Raw genomic sequence first — 17275 nt, 5'->3', positions numbered from 1 at the left:
AAGATAATTGAGGAATTTTTAGGAAAAACGAAGTCGAGCCGAGCTGCGTACTTAAATTGTACGTGAGGAACAGAGATGAGCTTTGACAACAAAATTACCAATTAGATTAGGTTATGCAAGAGGCCTATTGAATATACATGCATAGCAACTGAGTTATACTACCGGACCTTGTATTGTATTTTTTACGGCAGCAATCGCTATTCTTTTTTATATAAATAATTAAATTCTGCGCCATAAATAAACATCATATTAATAATATAAAAAAAAATTAAGGTTACTATAATACTACCTAGTGAGCCATATATTATACTTACCTGATTATAATAGACTAAGTAAGTAGAGAGCAAATATCCACTTATTATCCATAAAACTACCGTCAACAAGGCCCCAGGTATTACTTCGCTAAACGTTAATGGAACATTTGGAATGATATAATATAGTAATGAGGCAGTAATAAATAAGCTACAAAAAAGTATAATATATCGCAGAATATTTAAAGTGTGCTTATGTTTTTCCATTACTGTTACTATTAATGGCAATTTTGTTAATATTATTGGCACTATTACTAGGAGTAGCATCATTAAAGAGATAAATATGCTAATAACCAAAAATTGAGCTATGCTAAGTAGTCTACGCCTTATATAAGGGGGCGGAAATTTTATTTCATAGACCCGATTTAAAATTGTTCTTAAACATTCTACAAACGATGAAGCAGTCCATATACTGCCAATTATTGCTAAAGTCATTAAACTTTGAGGCGGACTTTTCCCTAATTCATTAATTCGGGTTTTTAGCCCATCAGTAGCAAGCTCAGGCATACTATCTAAAAAAATAATTATAAAATTTTTGCCCAATTCTGACGCTCCTACAAAACTTGTGAGCGCTAATAAAAAAACTAAAAAGGGGAATATTGATAAAAGCACCATAAACGACATATAACCTGAATGCTCTACCCCATCATGTTCAATTGTTCTAAAAGCTGCCTGATATAGGCATTTGATAATCTTATACATTAATAATTTCTGTTTGTATTTTATGATATGCTCATAATGAATAATAATTTTTAATCATAGAGACAAAAACTTGTTTATTTTAAATAGAATACCTGACCTTAAATCAATAAATATATTGTTTTCTCATTTTATCATATATTCTTAAAGAATTGTCTCATACCAAGTTGCTTTCAAAACAGTAGTAGGAGCATGAGTGGTGAGGCGCGCCGAACCTAGTAGATCTAGGTGAGCACCACGAATCCCGAAATACGACAACCTAATGTGAAGAAAGCAATTTGGTATCAGTTAATTGGAGCCTATTGCATTTACTGCTAACTGCTAGAAATAAAATTTTCGCTTAAACATTTTAAACAGATTTGTACCGAAAATATAGATAATATTATAGAAAGACTCTACTATTACAACAAATAATTACCAAACAACTAGGTTGTGTTGACAAAAAATTTAACGTAACCTGTTCATTAATTAACGTTTTATTCATAAGACTGCCGTAATACTGGCAGTAAAAATTAGTTAATTACCACCTAAAGATATTTTTGTTTTAAGAATATTGCTAGATATTAATATTTTCATCATTAAAATAAATATGGCTCATAGAAATATTTTACTCCTTTTGTTACTACTTATTACTGTAAGTAGAGCCGCGCTAGAACTTTATATTCCATTATTACCCGCTATATCGCATTACTTTAATGTGTCGGAAATATATACACAATGCTCTATTACTGCCTATTTAATTGGGATGGGAGGCTCTCAATTTATTTATGGACCGCTTTCTGAAAGATACGGGAGGAAGAATATTATACTTTTAGGTTTAGTAATATTTATTATAGGCAATATTTTATGTGTTACAGCTAAATCAATTAATATACTAATTTGCTCTCGTTTATTAACCGGGATAGGAGGTGGCGTAGGGTTTAATATGGTTCGAGCCGTTGCAGCAGACATATTTCAGGGCAAAGAATTAGTAAAAGCATTGTCTAGTATAACTATAGCCTTAGCCATTACCAGTATGCTTGTTCCACTAGTGAGTAGTTATATAGCAGCATATTCTAGTTGGCATGGCAGTGTCATTTCCATTGTGTTACATTCTAGCATACTATGCGTAATAATTTTTAAATATTTACCTGAAACAAATAGCAATATTAAAACAGTGCCATTAAATCTCAATTCCGTATGCAATAATTATTTCTCTTTATTGCTAAATAAACCATTTATGTTAAGAGTATTAATTTCAACATTAGCACTGTCTGGGATAATATCATATACGCAAATTAGCCCTTTTTTAATTATAGAGGGGTTAGGGTATTCTTCTAAAGAATACAGTGTGGTATCTCTTTTCATTACTACGGCGTATCTAATATCTGGATATTTTATGAAGGTTTTTTTACCGAAGTTAAGTACCACGACAATATTGATAATAGGCACCTTATTGCTTATAAGCTCAGGCTTATTTATGCTTATGCTTTTTTTACTAAAGATGTACGATATATGGAGTATTATTATACCCACAATGATTTATATAATGGGGGCTAATATTATTATTTCTCACAATAATGCAGAAGCATTAAGCTCATTTGCAGCTGGCTATACATCCTCAATAATAGGGGGAGTACAGATGCTAGGTTCAGCTTTAATGAGTACTTTATTAATCAAATTTTTACCTCATGGGCAGTTAAGTTTAGCATTAATTTTTGGGGGACTTGGGTTAGTATTATTTGTAGTGGTGGGTTTTAGAATACTAAAAACAAACCGGAAATATCAACATATTGATCCGCCTATTAATAAAGTCTAGACTTACTCTCTTTAAGGCGAATTATTATTAAGTTCAATATTTAGCGTCTCATCTCACATTCGATACAAATCAATTTCAGTTTTTATACTGTTGCATTACCTCTCATAAAATTGTCACACCCCTTTAGCAAATATTAAGAAATAATCATTACACAAATAATTAAAATAAATTAACTATTACAAAGAGTTATGATAATATATTTTAATCTGTGTCTCTTCTTTATAGAAATATCTGAAAGATAGTGAGTACTGTCTCTTTAATCTCGTTTGATATGTTCTCTTCACCTATACCTTTTTTATGAATTATTTCTTCTATTTTGTCTTTCATTGTTATAATACCCTCATAAAGTTAGGAACTTGCAGATTATAAACAAGCCAAAGAGTCACCATGGTTAATTCCAACCTCTCCCCTTGTTCTTAATACCAAGTACTTTTAATAGTTTAGAGCCAGTAGTGCTTTTTTGTCCTTTGAATTTTAATTCTCGCTTTTTTAAGGCTTCTTGACCTATTTGTTTAGCTTTTTTTTGTAATTCAATATCTACCTCCTGTGTGCTTCTTGGAGGTGGAGGTGGTTTATAGTAATCCTTAGGAGATAAATTGTTCCTTAACATCATATCTGCATACGACTCTCCTGTCATTTTACTCACCAACTTATTTTTTAATGCATACTGTAAAAATTCAGAGGCAGAGTTTGATAATGGAACCCTTACGCTAGGATCTGATTGGCTATTAAAAAATAACAGTCTCTCTACGGGATCAGATTCTATAAATGCTACTTTTTGTTGTATAGCAGTCGTATTAACGTCGCTCCATTTACCATTTTCTTTATGCCAGAGCCTTTTTGGGACATTCACATATTGAGTACGATCGAATCTTTTTACCCTATAATCATTTTCTGTTGCCCAAATAAGCGCATTTTTACCTTCAATTTTAATATCATTAATACTTGCAAATAATACTGGGTTGCAAAATTTAGCTTTAGCCATTTTTTCTACCCACTGCCCATTTTGAAATTTTGCATCAACCTTAGGCCCTAAACTGAATTTAGCTATTACTTCTACGTCTTTTGCTACTTCTTTCATACTATCTACATTGTTCTGCAACCATTTCTTGTAGTGGCTACCTAATGCTTCGAAGCTAGAAGATAAGCCCTTGGGATCAACACCATTGTCTTGTAATGCTTTTACATTGCTGTCAATAGTATTATTAATTAAATCAATAGTATTGTTCACTCCGGTTAACCGTTTTTGCTCTTCTGATGGTAAGTTTTTATAATCAGCAACAGCTATGTCGAAAATAGTATCCTTTTTTAGGTTGCTCCTATTATTTAGATTACTCCTATCTTCTGTCAAACTATTACTCATATTGTTAAGTGCTTCAGAATATTTTTTAATGTTAAACACCAAATTCCCTTCATTAATTGCCTGTTGATAGCCAAATAGTTTAAATAGTGTATCTGTTAAAGTGATAAATGAATCAAAATCTTTACTAGAATTGCTAAAGGACTTTCCATGATCTATTTTAGTTAAGGTCCTACCATTTTGTACCATCAAATTACCAGCATGGTAATCACTTTCTCCAAAAAAATCACAAGCTGCTTTAATGTGCTCAAATCCTTGTACTTCTTGTAATTTTTTACTGTTATAGTTTAATTGGGTATTATCAGCACCAGTAAATTGATCTAAGGTTTCAGCATTGTCAAAAAACTTAGAACGAACATATAAGGACTCTTTATTATTATCGTCACTAATTACTAATTGTTCTTTTGGCGCACTATTAGATATTAATATTTCATAAGCAGGTGCAGCAAGTAATTCAAGTACTCCTTCACACCTATTAAGGTGCATTTGCTTAACCAGTTTTTCTTGTAATTTTCCCATTAACTTTTCATGACGCAAAGTAGGATATCGCGTTCTTAGGTCTGCAACATATCCTTTAGGAACAATATCTTGATAATTATCATTCAATTGTGTTAATATAAGTTTTTTTACCTTGTTCAGCATTTTTATAAAATTGCTTTAATATAAATGTTTTATTACTACCCTGTTCCTTCGCAACATAACCTGCCGACATCCCTTTGTCTTTTTTATTTATTGGAATAAACCTAGATTGATGTGCTACAGTCCTGTCTTTTAGTAACGTATCTAAAACTCTATTCTGCTCGCCAACTTCAACTGTTTTATACTTTTTACCTTTCAAATCTACTTTATTAGGTTTATCAACCATAATGCCCCACTTTATAAGACTGTTCGTAACATATTCTTTTTGCTAACTTAATGATATGTATTACCCTTACCATCTACCTTGATGTAAATTTTTATTTTGCTTAACTAGCGTCATGGGCAAATTAGTAATATTCATTTTAGTCTTACTTATAAAATTTCGTACCTCTGAGGTTTTAACTTCTTGGGTAATAAATTCATTGAATATATGCTGAAATTCCTTACGCTGATTAAGCGGTGCTGTATCTAGAAGCTTATTAAAGTTTCTATTGTATGTTTTAGTATTGTCAGCTCCTGCATTAATTAATGTAGTTATTGCTTCCGTATGTCCATTTTGTACTGCAAGATGTAAAGGAGTCCTATCAGATTGATTAAGTGCATTTAGTGCTGCTCCTTTCTCACTGAATGCCTTTATTGCTTCCCCATGTCCTTCACGTGATGCTATATGTATTGCACAACTGTCCTTATCGTGCCGACCCTAGTTTAATCTCTCATGTTTATACTCCTATAAATATTAATAGTAATACAACGCTCAACTATTTAAAAATTATTTACCTTAAATTCATAATATAAATAATTAATTAGTGTTGCATTTATGCTAATAAATCTAAACTATTAACTAGAAAAGTATGAAGAGGTAAGGGATAGCTAAAAGAGTTGTGCTAGAAAACAAAGTTAGCAATCCTTAAATTTTTATTAACTTTATAAAAATTATATGCAAATACTAAGAATTACCTCATAATTGGAGTTAGGATACAAAACGGATGACTAAAGGGCAAAATCAAAATAAGATAATACAAGTTAGGTAATTATGGCAACAAATACGAATCAATATGCTTCCAATTCTTCCTTTACCTATCAGGCGTTAACAATTGATGAAATTAAATTAATGGACTCTAATAGAGATGAGGAAGAACGTAAAACCAATATTCAAAAAATCAAGTTACAGTTACTGAAGAATGAGGCGTCTGTCAATGAGATGGAGATAATAATCAGGCCAGTAAATCCTGGATCATTTAATCACTTCCAAAAAGGAAAAGTAGTTGGCAAGAATATATTTGTCCATAATAAATCTGCTGATTCTGGCCCAGTAAGTGGCTTAATTCCAGTTAATGTTTCTCTTAGTAAAATAGGAACAACACGAGATTTTGATAAAATTAAAGAATTTCAAGAATATAATAATCATTCATTAGAAAATTCTAATAAGGAATTTAAACATTTAGAGCAACAATTTATAAAAGCACGTCAGAGCATAGTTAATAGTGGGGTAACTAATATAACAGAAGAAGATTTATGGACAAAAGCAAATATTGATATATCAGTACTTGAGCCTTTAATTAGTGTTGTTAATATAGTAGATAAAAATAATAATCAAATTTATATATTTACTGGGAAGGATGGAATCTCAGCTAGAGATCCTAAGTATTTAGCTAATACCATATATGCAATTAAGGATGCAAATGGTAAGTTTCAAAGAATAGATGATAATCATAATTCCCTCGGAGAATATATTCCTGCAGCAGATACGAAACCTGAAGCTGTACAAGTAATAGGGAAGCCAGAAATAGGGATTAATACAGAAAACGGTACTATTAAGATTAAATCAGTGAAACCAATTGCTGCTGATATAGATATATTAGCTTACGGTACTAAACTTAATTTAAAGCATGAGAAAATCGAAAATTATACAACAATAGTAGCAGGAACTAAGGAACCTGCGGTCAATCATTCTACCCTTCAACATATTCTTCCTCATATAAAAGCAGAGTTAATTCAGAAGCCAACTAACCAAATATTTACAGAATATATGGGCGAAGAAATTGATAGGGAATATTATAAAAAACAGATCAATCCTAAAATGGGAGAATTGCTCGACAATTTAGCACACATTGAACGGCAGAAAGAATATCTTAAAGGTATGGGCGAAGGACCAAGCGCGGTATTAGCTATAACAGGGGTAATGCGTGATATTTTTCCAAAAGCAGAAATTTCTCATTCTTCTGAACAATTTAACTATTTCTTTACTCAACCATTAGACACAGAGTGGATCCATATTACCTCAGCAGGGCACGTAAATATTATTAAAGGAGAACAGGAGTTGATACAAACCTTTAATCAAGTAGAAGCACAAGGAATGTGTATGCCTCCTAATCCGAATTGGGGGTGGCAACTTAATGATAAAGGACAATATGAAATAGATAGACAATTAAAAAGTAGAAATGAAGATATTGAGATATTGAGAAAACGTGCAAGAAGTGATAATAGTAAGCAAGTTAACAGTATTACAGATATATCCGAAAAAAATTTACAGTTAAACAAATTAAAGTTGGGGCAAGGCACGCTAGATACAATCTCCACAAAGAGTGAAAAAATTATAGCAGAGCAGACTAAGGAGCTAGAGACCCTATTGAGAGTTTATGAAAACAAATACACCGCTAAATCACAAGTGGTACATAGCAATAATTTGGCACCCAGACATCTTAGTCCAGTCTCTCCAGATTATCAACGTCTGTCTAATAACTCACTGCTGCAAAAGATACGAGCTCAAGCGGTAGATATAATAAAACCCATCATGCAGAAAGGTTTATTTCAGAATAACAGTAAGTACAATAATGAAATACCAATGCACAAACCTCATACTCTTGAACTAAGTAAGGAATAACACAAATTATGGAACAACAAACTTCAAATATAGCTCCTCTCACTACACAATTAAAACAGAAAACACAGCAACTTATGGATCAAGTTGTTGCAATAATTGGACAAGAGCAAGCTGACTTGCTGTTTAAGTCTATAAAGCGACCTGATGAAACAAGCACCTTACGAGAAAGGTTAACTACGATAGAAGGTAAGACACAAGCAATAGGCTTACAACATAAGTTAAATAACAATGACCGGGATCATTTAATGAACTCCGTACAACAACTTGTGCGTTTGACTACCGGTGATAAAGAGCAAATTAAAATGGTAGCAGCAAAGGATAATATTGATATTTATTATTTAAATAACCATGATGATGCTAAACATATATCTCAAGAATTAATATCTATGATTAATATTAATAAGAAAAATATTTCACTGAAAACTAAAAATATAGGTATTTCCAGATGATATAGCCTTGTATCTTGATATTGTCTTTAGTGAGAAACTATAAGATACTTAAGGGGACTTAAGTAAGAAGGCTAGATATACTGTGTATAGCCTTAGGACAAAGATCCTGTCGTTTAGATAAATAACTAGCCTTCTCGTACTCAATGGAGATCGGACGGTGTCTTAGGTCTTGAAGTTTATATCAATGAACCTGTATTTACAAGGTTGATCTTTGAGTATTTCATTAATTATAAACATAATAGTATTTTATGGACAGAATAATTTTAGGTATAGATATTTCTAAACAAACATTTGATGTATGGCATAAATCGTTAAGGTGCTGACACTATATGTATCTCCAAGTGCGCATATCTATTATGCTTTTGGTATGTTACCTTGTTTGTATCCTACTGATCTAAGCTATATGTAGAAAAGGGAATTGAAACTTATGAAAAACAATACCAAGAAACAATGGTGAAAAACCTACAAAAACAGGCAACAAGACTGGGGTTTAGTGTGGTTAAAATAGAACCTTCTTTAAAACCAGTTTGTTAGGAGGAGGAGAAGAATAGGAGAGTTGCATGCTGAGCATAGTAAAATGAAAACTCGGATGGATAGATTAACGGACTTATTTCTAGATGGTGATATCAATAAGGAAGAACATGAAAACAAACGCAATCAATTAATACAAAAACGTGAAGACATTGTACGGGAAATAGAGAATCATGACATAGCTGTGACGATAAATTCTCAGAATGTCTTATAAACTTAGTAGAACTGGCCTCCGGAGCACTAGAAACTTTCAAAGGTTCGACTAAGGAGGAAAAACGTAAATTGCTAAATTTTGTATTTGCTAACCTGAAATTAAAAGACGGGAAGCTGAACTTTATGCTACGTCCACCGTTCGACCCATTCGTAAAATGCAGCAAAATCTACGATTGGCACACTCTAGTGGATGATTATCGAACCCAAATGGGGGTGCGAGTTATTGTAATTCAGTATCCTTATCGTAAGTTTGTATAGTGCTATTAAGCCTAGTTATGTTATAATTTGTTAGCAAATATATGATTAAATAATAATATGACAACTACAGAAAGTAAGGCTGTTCAGAACATAGTACCAAGAATGATGGTAGGAACAGATGACTTTTATGAATTACTAGTTAACAGTGATGTATTTGTTGATAAAAGCTTGATGATCAAAGAATTATTAGAAGATCATAGTAAGGTTCTGCTCATTATTCGGCCAAGACGCTTCGGAAAGAGCTTGAATATGAATATGCTCAAAAAATTTTTTGAGATAGAGATAGATCAAGAAGGCATGCCTTTACCCAAAGAAGATAGAATAAATCACAAATTATTTATCGGTGGGGAAATTGATTTAGGACTCGCTAGTGGCAAAAAAAGACTACTAAAAAAACTTAAAATAGCACAATACTCAGATATTATCTCTGATTACCAAGGTCAATTCCCTGTTATTTCCATAAATTTTAAAGATGTTAAGGGCAATAACTACCAAGAAATTGAAAGTGGGATAAGGAACCAAGTGACTAAGTTATTTGCCAATCATTATTATTTAAAGCATCCTATTGCCAAAGATACTATCCTATTAGATAAGGCTCAAAAAGGAAAACTTACTCGGTATTTCGATGGAGAATTCACTAAAGAAGACCTAAAAGATAGTGTAGCTTTCTTAAGCGAGTTACTTTACAAACACTTTAATCAGAAAGTATATATCTTAATCGATGAATATGACACTCCTATCAATAGTTCATATATTAAATTTGGTAATAAACCAGAAGAGTTTGAACAAGTACTTGAACTATTTCGTGGCATATTTGGTAGTAGTTTAAAAAGCAATCCTTATTTAGAAAAAGGAGTTATTACTGGTATCTTACGTGTTGCTAAAGCCAACCTATTCTCGGATTTAAACAATGTTACTGAATATACTCTACTTGATGAAGATTTTTCTGAGTTTTATGGTTTTACTCAAGCAGAAGTTGATGAATTATTAACTATTGTTCCAACTAAGACTAGTCCTGATCAAATTAAAGATTGGTATAACGGTTACACATTTGGTGGCAGGATAATATATAATCCATGATCCCTTATGCAATGTGTAGCTCATAAGGGAAAGTTAGATTATTACTGGCTAGATAGTGGGGGGACTTCGTTGGTTGACAAAGCGTTATTATCAGATGAGATGCAGGAAGATTTGCAAAATTTAGCTGCAGGTAAGAGTATTATCTCCCCCATTACCAAACAAATAAGTTTTGCTGACATCAACAAACCAGTGGGATTATTTAGTTTATTATTATTTAGTGGTTACTTGAATCCTACCCCGCACCAACCAGAAGAAAATATTTATGAATTATCAGTACCCAATAAAGAGGTACGTTATATATATAATGCTAGGATGCTACAATGGGTAACTGATCAGTTAAAGATTGATAGTTCTAGATATTATTCTTTTGTTACTTTATTACCTGTTGGTAAGATAGAAGAATTTAAAGAGAAGCTACAAGGATTACTGTTGAACTCTACTAGTTTTCACCAGACAGGTATTGCTAGAGCTGAGTTATTTTATAGCGGCTTTATGCTTGGCCTAATGAATATACTTGCACCTGATTATATCATAGATAGTGAGCGTGAGACGGGTAGCGGTAGAGCCGACATTGTGCTAGTTCCTAAGAGGGGTAGAAAGGATAATGCAATTATTATTGAATATAAAATATCGAAAACTTCAGAGGATTTAGAATCTACGGCAACAGCAGGATTGCAGCAAATTATAGATAAGCAATATGATGCTAAAATCAAAGAACATTCTCACGTAAAAAAAAATTATTAAGATTGCGATGGCTTTTTGTGGTAAGGAGATGGCCCTAGAATATCAAGTTGATACAATGTCCTAGTTTATTTGTAGAAGTCAAGATTTGATCTTACAGACCCCATAAATTAACTTATTAGATTGTCAGATAAATTTTGACTGTCAGATAAGTGTTCAAGATACAAGATCTCATTATTTTTTTCAAACGCTAATTTTTTACTATCTTTAAAGGTTTGCATAGGCGTTTTACCATAACAATACTTACCAGAATGAGGACGTTCGTTATTATAATAACGTAACCAGGTATCAAGATCTTTTTGCAATTCAAAAAGTGAATTGTAAATCTTTTTACGCATTGCAGTATCATAAAACTCATTTTTCATGGTTTTATGAAACCTCTCACATATCCCGTTAGTTTGAGGGGAATATGCTTTTGTAACGGTGTGTTCTATTCCTTCAATACTTAAAAACAATTCAAAGGCATGATGTTCTATATTTCCTTTATATTCAGTACCACGATCAGTTAATATACGTAGTATAGGAATACCTTGTTCTTCGTACCAAGGTAGAACTCTATCATTTAACATATCAGCAGAGGTTATAGCTGTTTTGTCTGTGTATAATTTGGCATCCGTCACCCTGGAATAGCTATCGATAAAAGTTTGACCATAAACCTTACCTATTCCTTTAAAGTTGCCAACATAGTAAACATCTTGACAACCAAGATAGCCTGGATGTTCTGTCTCTATTTCCCCATGTGCCTCTTTAAGATTCTTACGATTCTCCAAGACACGTAATTGAGCTTCCGTAAGTATAATGCCATCCTGAGCCATTTTAGTTTCTAAAGCTACTAGCCGTTTCTTAAGATTATTGAGATCGTTCCTAAGCCAGATAGATCTAATGCCGCCGGGAGATACTAAAATCCCATCTTTTTTTAATTCGTTCGATACACGAAGTTGACCATAAGCGGGGTACTCTATTGCCATGTCTAATACCGCTTTCTCTACAATAGGATCAACTCTATTAGCCAATATGGGTTTCTTACGGCTTATTTCATACAAGGCTTCATCGCCACCATTCTCATATAATTCCTTGAATCTATAATAACTATCTCTGCTATACCCCATTGTCTTACATGCACTAGATACATTTCCTAAGCTTTTTGCTAGTTCAAGTAATCCTATTTTTGGTCTTATTATTTTCTGATTTAAATTCATTTTAATCTCCATTTAATAATTTGTTTATTTTACTAAATGTAAGATTAAATCTCAACTACTTCAGTTTATTTTACCGTGTATTCGTAACCTTCAGGAACCAGAAGGCTTTTCTCAGATAGAAAGATCTATATTTCCAGTAAGGATGGTGAAACTCCACTACATTTTGCTACATCATAGAAATAATTTGATCTCATGCTACTGCATACAAACAAAGTAGAGTATTACTTACTGTACTACAGTTAACTTAGGCTGTGTGCACCTTTATCTTAGCCCTAAAATAACAGAAGCAAAAGCAATAAAGCCCCCCTGTTCCCTCATTTATTTCTTTACGAACTTTCTTTCACCGTGAATTGTTGTTTTTGTTATGGAAGTTTGATACATGTTATAATACTTTTGCTACACAATAATCTTTACCAATTAAATCACATCCATTATTATTAGATTGCAGAAGTAAGTTGCCTACATTGTCTACCAGCTTATCTACTACCTCTTTTATAACCCAATGTTCTGCTAATTGCTTTTCTCTATCACTAATGTTAATAGTAGGATTTCTCTTCTTGTGCTTATAACTTGTTGCCAAGTTCAAAAAGCTTTCCAGTAAAGCTACTTGATTATCATCTTCTGTATTATTAATATTGCACTTATGTTCTGGATGAAATTGTATACCAAATCTCATTTTATTTTCATGACTATAAGCCATAATTATTTGATCTTCTGATAAACCATCAGTGCGAAGTCCATCTGCTAAAGTTTTTGCAGCAAAATGATGGGCTGTATCACCTTTAACTACTATTTTAGGAAATTGAAAACTATCCAAAGCGAGTTTTTCTTGATTTTTCGTCATTGCCATAAAATAGAGTAAAGTTCCTGGTCGCAATTCTATATTATGAGATCCTTTATGATAGCCAGTAACAGGCATTAATGTACTACCATGATATAAGGCTAAATGTTGTGCTCCTGCACAAATCCCCAAATAAGGAATACCTAGCTTATCAGAAATATCCACAATTTTTTGATACATTTTTTCTATCGCTGTATCAAACTGACAATGTCTTTTAGAAAATTCTTGATCTGCAGGATAACTATCTTCTGCACCAGGATTAATAATAGCATCAAATTGTTTTAAAAATTCTCCTTGATCGTCTACCATCTTATCTTGAATTAAATGAAATTGAATATTGTGATGTTTCTTCATTAATACTCTAGCAGCAGACCATATACCTTGGGACCAAGACTCACTACCATCACTGATTGCTATATGAACTTTAGCATCCTCTGCAAGAGTAAGGTTAGAATCTTTTTTTAGAAAGGAAAATAATGGATCTTTTGTATATTCTAATGCTGTCGTTTTAAGCAGAGTATTAAATAAAACATCAACTAAAGATTCACCACTATCATTTATTGTATAATCCACATCCCCAATATTTTTAACAGTTATATTTAAAAGTTCCTCGATTGATTTCTGGTTTTTGGACATTTCCATTGTTGCAAATGACCCAATAAGTTGTAGCGCAGTGATACCATGATTATTGCAGCTATACAGACTGTATCCTTCTTTAATTAAAGCAATTGCTAATTGGGTTTTATGAGCTAATAAGGCTAGGTGCAAGGGATTAAAACCATAAGGATTGCTTATTTGAAAAGTAAGAGTACTTTCTGTATCTTCTATTGATATCATCTGACCTGTAGTAAGTATTTTCCTTTCGTCCTCACTTAAATTTCTATTATACAAATAATCTTCAGCTAGCTTATACATATCAGTTACCATTTTAATCGCTATATCTGATTGTCCATCGGCCCTCATTTGTTCATAAAAACTTTCTTCTTTATATATATTTGGGAATCTTTTAATAATTTCTGCAGCTTTATTAATATCAGATTGTATTATAGCCATAATATATGGCACTATATTTGGAGAAGTGATTGTTTGAACTTGTAGGAGGGTATCGACAATTGTAAGCGCACAATTGGCATATAACGCTACCTCTAAAATATTTAAATCTCTATCGTGTGCTTTAGCGCTTGGATCTGCGCCAAGCTTTATAGCCCATTTTACTACATCCTCTAATCCATTTACTGCTCCATATTCTAGCAGTAAATCAGGTTTAATTCGCTTAGTATTATTAATATATTCTAATGTTGCTTGAGAAATCAAACATTTAGATCTATTTATATCGTATATTTTATGGTTTATCATATTAGCAAAGACTAAATTTATGTCACCCGGCAACTTTAAGATTATATCTAAAATTTGCTTATTATGATGAGGAATTGGTTTATTGTGGAGGAAAGCAATAGACATTAACGTTTTTTTTATATAACTCTGTGCTATCAGCACAATCAAGATCTATATCGCTTTGACTGAGCAAGTCTAGTAACTCTGATATTTGTGTTGTATTATGAACTTGAGAAAAAAGTATACGTTCTACAACTAATTTTAACAATTTGCTTGGATTCCAGGAGTTTTTTAGCAGCTCTTCATAAACGCTAATAGGCGTATTAGGATCATACAATATATTAATAATATCTTGTTCAGTCATGGTCATTTGAACTCCGTTTTCAATATTAGGTGTAATAGTTAGATAAGCAGACCCTATTACTAAACATCATTCTTCTAAGAACGCAATATATTAGGGTTCTAGTACTACGCAAGCATTCCTCTCGCACCACCATACATGGGGTCCGTATATGGTGGTTCAGATGGTAGATTAAGTGACACATCTTCATCTCTTGGCAACCCGAGCTCTGCAAAGTACTTGTTTGGTATAGCTATAGATAATCATGGCATACCATATGATATATCATGTAAGTTCAAATAGTCTCCAAGAGTAGTAACGACTGTATATTGGTATTTAAAACCGTTAAAACCGGATTTTAACAATTTCATTGTGGCTTGTCAATATATTGTGACCGTTGTCATGATTTCCCTAATCACCCATTGGGGTGCTGCTTTAAATAGCGTATGATGGTTCAGCAACGTACCAATTCATTCCTATTTTTTTTAAAGTTACTAATACTGTTTGATCTCAATAGGGGAACATGATATAATATTGGTTGTGTATTACGGTGGGTGGATAATGCGAATAATTTCGGTAAAGAAATTACAGGATTTCTGGCAGAAGGGTAATGCAGAATCGGAGCAACCTTTAAAAGTATGGTATCAGATTTTTAAGCAAGGCACTTTTAGCACTCCAAGTGAAATCAAACTATTATTTCCAAGTGCTAGTTTTCTTAGCAATAACAGAGTAGTATTTAATATTTGTGGTAATAAATACAGGTTGGTCACTCATATCAGGTATGATATACAAATTATTTATATACGATTTATAGATACCCATGCACAATATAATAAAATTAATGCTAAAGAGGTATAAAATTATGGAAGTACGCACGATTAAGACAGAACAAGAATATCAGTTTGCCTTAAATAAAATAGATAGTCTGCTTGATGCTAAAGAAAATTCCGGGCCAGCAGAACAATTGGAAATATTATCTATTTTAGTGGAAGACTATGAAAATAAACATTATAAAATAGATATGCCCGACCCAATTGAAGCTATTAATTTTAGACTAGAACAATTAGGGCTATCACGTAAGGATTTGGAAAAAAGCATCGGTTCTAGAGGTCGGGTGTCAGAGATACTGAATAGAAAAAGAAATTTGACGTTATCCATGATAAGAAATTTGCATGAATATCTGAATATACCGGCTAACATTTTGATTAATGAGAGTAAAAAGGTGTAGCGCGTATTAGTTGAATTTAGGTAAAACATGTTTATACGAGGCAGTATCAGGCTACTATAACACATCTATGCCAACACAGTTAGGATACAATGCGGATCCTAATATTCTCTCTGGCCATGGTGATACATCTTTGGAGGACTGGGCACACTTAGCTAACTTTGCTGCTTCATCCATTTTTTTGCGGTTTGCACTCTAATTTTGTCTCCCACTTCAATTGCCGCAGCTTTGTTAATTACTTCTTCCTTGCAAATATTACCTAATCTTTGCGAACCTTGCTCTTTACATATGGCAAACATTTGATATTTGTGTAATAATGCATCAGCCTCCTGCTGCTGTGGGTTTGAGGAACACAGTATACCGCTACAACCCTGATAAGTCTGGCCTCTGAAGCGGGTAAATCTTTCAAAGGTTCTGCGAACCCTCAAAAACGTAAAATGATAAATTTCGTATTTCAGAACCTACACCTAAGGGGCAGGAAACTTGAACCTGTCCTACGTTTCCCGTTCGATATTTTTGAAAAAACCACCACTCACTACCTGAGTGGCGGAGAGAGAGGGATTCGAACCCTCGATACGGTTAACCCGTATAACGGTTTAGCAAACCGTCGCCTTCAGCCACTCGGCCACCTCTCCAATATATACTCTTCTTTAGGTGATTTTGCTGCTAGGCGCGATGGAGAGCGAAGCCTATAGATAATAGGCGAGCATTGAGTAACGACGCATGCAAATTCATATCAGAAGGAGTATAGCTCAAAACTACTTTTTAGTGGCTTACTTTATAGCACTGAATTGTTCGTATTTCCATATTTATTTTACTTAAATATAGATAATAATTTCTTAAGTATAGTTAGGCGTTAAGAGGGTAATATGTTAAGTTATTAATTTAGTTTAGTAAGAATTAGTTAATTCTTACTAAACTAATGGTGGTTTTTATGGAAAGGCAATATTATCAATTTAACCGCTAGGACCCCTAGATCCTCTTCGTTGCTCCTTAATTCTCTTCAGTATATCCTGTGGAGTTGTATGAGAGGCAGAAGATTCATCAAGTTGAACGAAACGTTGCAACTGCTCTATTAAATTATCCCGTACGGGGTTAGTGTTACCTCTAATCCCCCCTTGCATTACATCTTTTGGGAGACCTTTAGGAGATTTTGTATTTTTCGGAGCTAAGCCTTCAGTACTAGCCTGTCTATAAGGAAGATTAGGCAATTTGCCGTCAGGGGGAAACGAAGGAGGAGGAGGAGCTATTGGCCGTCCATTAGCATCATAGGCAATTGGGACATTCATTGCTGGAGGAGTGGTACCTTGCTGCTTTATTTTCTCTGCCACAGGTTTAGGAGTATTCTGTGCCTTATTAGAGTTATCATGTA

The 17275-nt window shown here is 33.1% G+C and carries 17 protein-coding genes and 1 tRNA gene; 8 read left to right on the top strand and 10 right to left on the bottom strand.

Annotated elements, in window-relative coordinates; genetic code table 11:
• Positions 1–197: 197 nt before the first annotated feature.
• The gene (locus ACFELV_RS07200; protein ID WP_375327371.1) at positions 198–1013 is read right to left on the bottom strand and encodes a YihY/virulence factor BrkB family protein; all 816 of its coding nucleotides are present in this window, start codon (positions 1011–1013) and stop codon (positions 198–200) included.
• Positions 1014–1599: 586 nt separating this feature from the next.
• On the opposite strand from ACFELV_RS07200, the gene ACFELV_RS07195 reads away from it, so the two are divergent.
• The gene (locus ACFELV_RS07195; protein WP_375327370.1) at positions 1600–2808 is read left to right on the top strand and encodes an MFS transporter; all 1209 of its coding nucleotides are present in this window, start codon (positions 1600–1602) and stop codon (positions 2806–2808) included.
• A 391-nt stretch (positions 2809–3199) separates the two neighbouring features.
• Here ACFELV_RS07195 and ACFELV_RS07190 read toward each other — a convergent pair whose 3' ends face one another.
• From ACFELV_RS07190 to ACFELV_RS07180, 3 genes are all read right to left on the bottom strand, one after another.
• Entirely contained in the window at positions 3200–4774 is a 1575-nt protein-coding gene (locus ACFELV_RS07190; protein ID WP_375327369.1) for a hypothetical protein, read from the bottom strand.
• On the bottom strand, positions 4767–5033 hold the full coding sequence (locus tag ACFELV_RS07185; RefSeq protein WP_375327368.1) for a hypothetical protein: 267 nt from the start codon (positions 5031–5033) through the stop codon (positions 4767–4769). Before ACFELV_RS07185 ends, ACFELV_RS07190 begins: the two co-directional genes overlap by 8 nt.
• Positions 5034–5099: 66 nt before the next feature.
• Positions 5100–5480, bottom strand: coding sequence for an ankyrin repeat domain-containing protein (locus ACFELV_RS07180; protein ID WP_375327560.1), 381 nt, complete (start codon positions 5478–5480; stop codon positions 5100–5102).
• Between the two features lie 360 nt (positions 5481–5840).
• Here ACFELV_RS07180 and ACFELV_RS07175 point away from each other — a divergent pair, with 360 nt between their 5' ends.
• The 5 genes from ACFELV_RS07175 (at position 5841) to ACFELV_RS07155 (ending at position 10966) form a co-directional block, all read left to right on the top strand.
• Positions 5841–7691 (top strand): anthrax toxin-like adenylyl cyclase domain-containing protein, encoded by a 1851-nt coding sequence (locus tag ACFELV_RS07175; RefSeq protein ID WP_375327367.1) that lies wholly within the window; start codon positions 5841–5843, stop codon positions 7689–7691.
• Positions 7692–7699: 8 nt separating this feature from the next.
• Positions 7700–8140 (top strand): hypothetical protein, encoded by a 441-nt coding sequence (locus ACFELV_RS07170; protein ID WP_375327366.1) that lies wholly within the window; start codon positions 7700–7702, stop codon positions 8138–8140.
• A 577-nt stretch (positions 8141–8717) separates the two neighbouring features.
• The gene (locus ACFELV_RS07165; protein WP_375327365.1) at positions 8718–8885 is read left to right on the top strand and encodes a hypothetical protein; all 168 of its coding nucleotides are present in this window, start codon (positions 8718–8720) and stop codon (positions 8883–8885) included.
• Between the two features lie 314 nt (positions 8886–9199).
• A complete protein-coding gene (locus ACFELV_RS07160) occupies positions 9200–10222 on the top strand; it encodes an AAA family ATPase (RefSeq protein WP_375327364.1) in 1023 nt (340 codons plus the stop codon).
• A 6-nt stretch (positions 10223–10228) separates the two neighbouring features.
• Complete coding sequence (locus tag ACFELV_RS07155; RefSeq protein ID WP_375327363.1) at positions 10229–10966, top strand: PD-(D/E)XK nuclease domain-containing protein; 738 nt, start codon at positions 10229–10231, stop codon at positions 10964–10966.
• A 107-nt stretch (positions 10967–11073) separates the two neighbouring features.
• On the opposite strand, the gene ACFELV_RS07150 is transcribed toward ACFELV_RS07155, so the two are convergent.
• From ACFELV_RS07150 to ACFELV_RS07140, 3 genes are all read right to left on the bottom strand, one after another.
• Positions 11074–12162: an IS481 family transposase gene (locus ACFELV_RS07150; RefSeq protein WP_375326314.1), complete on the bottom strand. Its 1089-nt coding sequence runs from the start codon at positions 12160–12162 to the stop codon at positions 11074–11076.
• Between the two features lie 382 nt (positions 12163–12544).
• Complete coding sequence (locus ACFELV_RS07145; RefSeq protein WP_375327362.1) at positions 12545–14464, bottom strand: gamma-glutamyl-gamma-aminobutyrate hydrolase family protein; 1920 nt, start codon at positions 14462–14464, stop codon at positions 12545–12547.
• Complete coding sequence (locus ACFELV_RS07140; RefSeq protein WP_375327361.1) at positions 14439–14708, bottom strand: hypothetical protein; 270 nt, start codon at positions 14706–14708, stop codon at positions 14439–14441. Before ACFELV_RS07140 ends, ACFELV_RS07145 begins: the two co-directional genes overlap by 26 nt.
• 531 nt (positions 14709–15239) lie before the next feature.
• On the opposite strand from ACFELV_RS07140, the gene ACFELV_RS07135 reads away from it, so the two are divergent.
• Together ACFELV_RS07135 and ACFELV_RS07130 are read left to right on the top strand one after the other, a co-directional pair.
• Complete coding sequence (locus ACFELV_RS07135) at positions 15240–15536, top strand: type II toxin-antitoxin system HigB family toxin (protein WP_375327360.1); 297 nt, start codon at positions 15240–15242, stop codon at positions 15534–15536.
• Between the two features lie 4 nt (positions 15537–15540).
• Positions 15541–15906, top strand: a complete 366-nt coding sequence (locus ACFELV_RS07130) for a type II toxin-antitoxin system HigA family antitoxin (RefSeq protein ID WP_375327359.1) — start codon at positions 15541–15543, stop codon at positions 15904–15906.
• Positions 15907–16058: 152 nt separating this feature from the next.
• On the opposite strand, the gene ACFELV_RS07125 is transcribed toward ACFELV_RS07130, so the two are convergent.
• The 3 genes from ACFELV_RS07125 to ACFELV_RS07115 all read right to left on the bottom strand — a co-directional run bounded on the left by ACFELV_RS07125 (position 16059) and on the right by ACFELV_RS07115 (position 17234).
• Complete coding sequence (locus tag ACFELV_RS07125) at positions 16059–16202, bottom strand: hypothetical protein (protein WP_375327358.1); 144 nt, start codon at positions 16200–16202, stop codon at positions 16059–16061.
• A gap of 245 nt (positions 16203–16447) precedes the next feature.
• Positions 16448–16538 (bottom strand) — tRNA-Ser (locus ACFELV_RS07120).
• A 321-nt stretch (positions 16539–16859) separates the two neighbouring features.
• On the bottom strand, positions 16860–17234 hold the full coding sequence (locus ACFELV_RS07115) for a hypothetical protein (protein ID WP_375327357.1): 375 nt from the start codon (positions 17232–17234) through the stop codon (positions 16860–16862).
• Positions 17235–17275 lie beyond the last annotated feature (41 nt).

The organism is Candidatus Tisiphia endosymbiont of Nemotelus uliginosus (assembly GCF_964264835.1).
In the GTDB taxonomy this organism is placed as follows: Bacteria; Pseudomonadota; Alphaproteobacteria; order Rickettsiales; family Rickettsiaceae; genus Tisiphia.
Note: the sequence above shows the minus strand (reverse complement) of the source record. Positions and strands in the feature narration are given on the sequence as shown.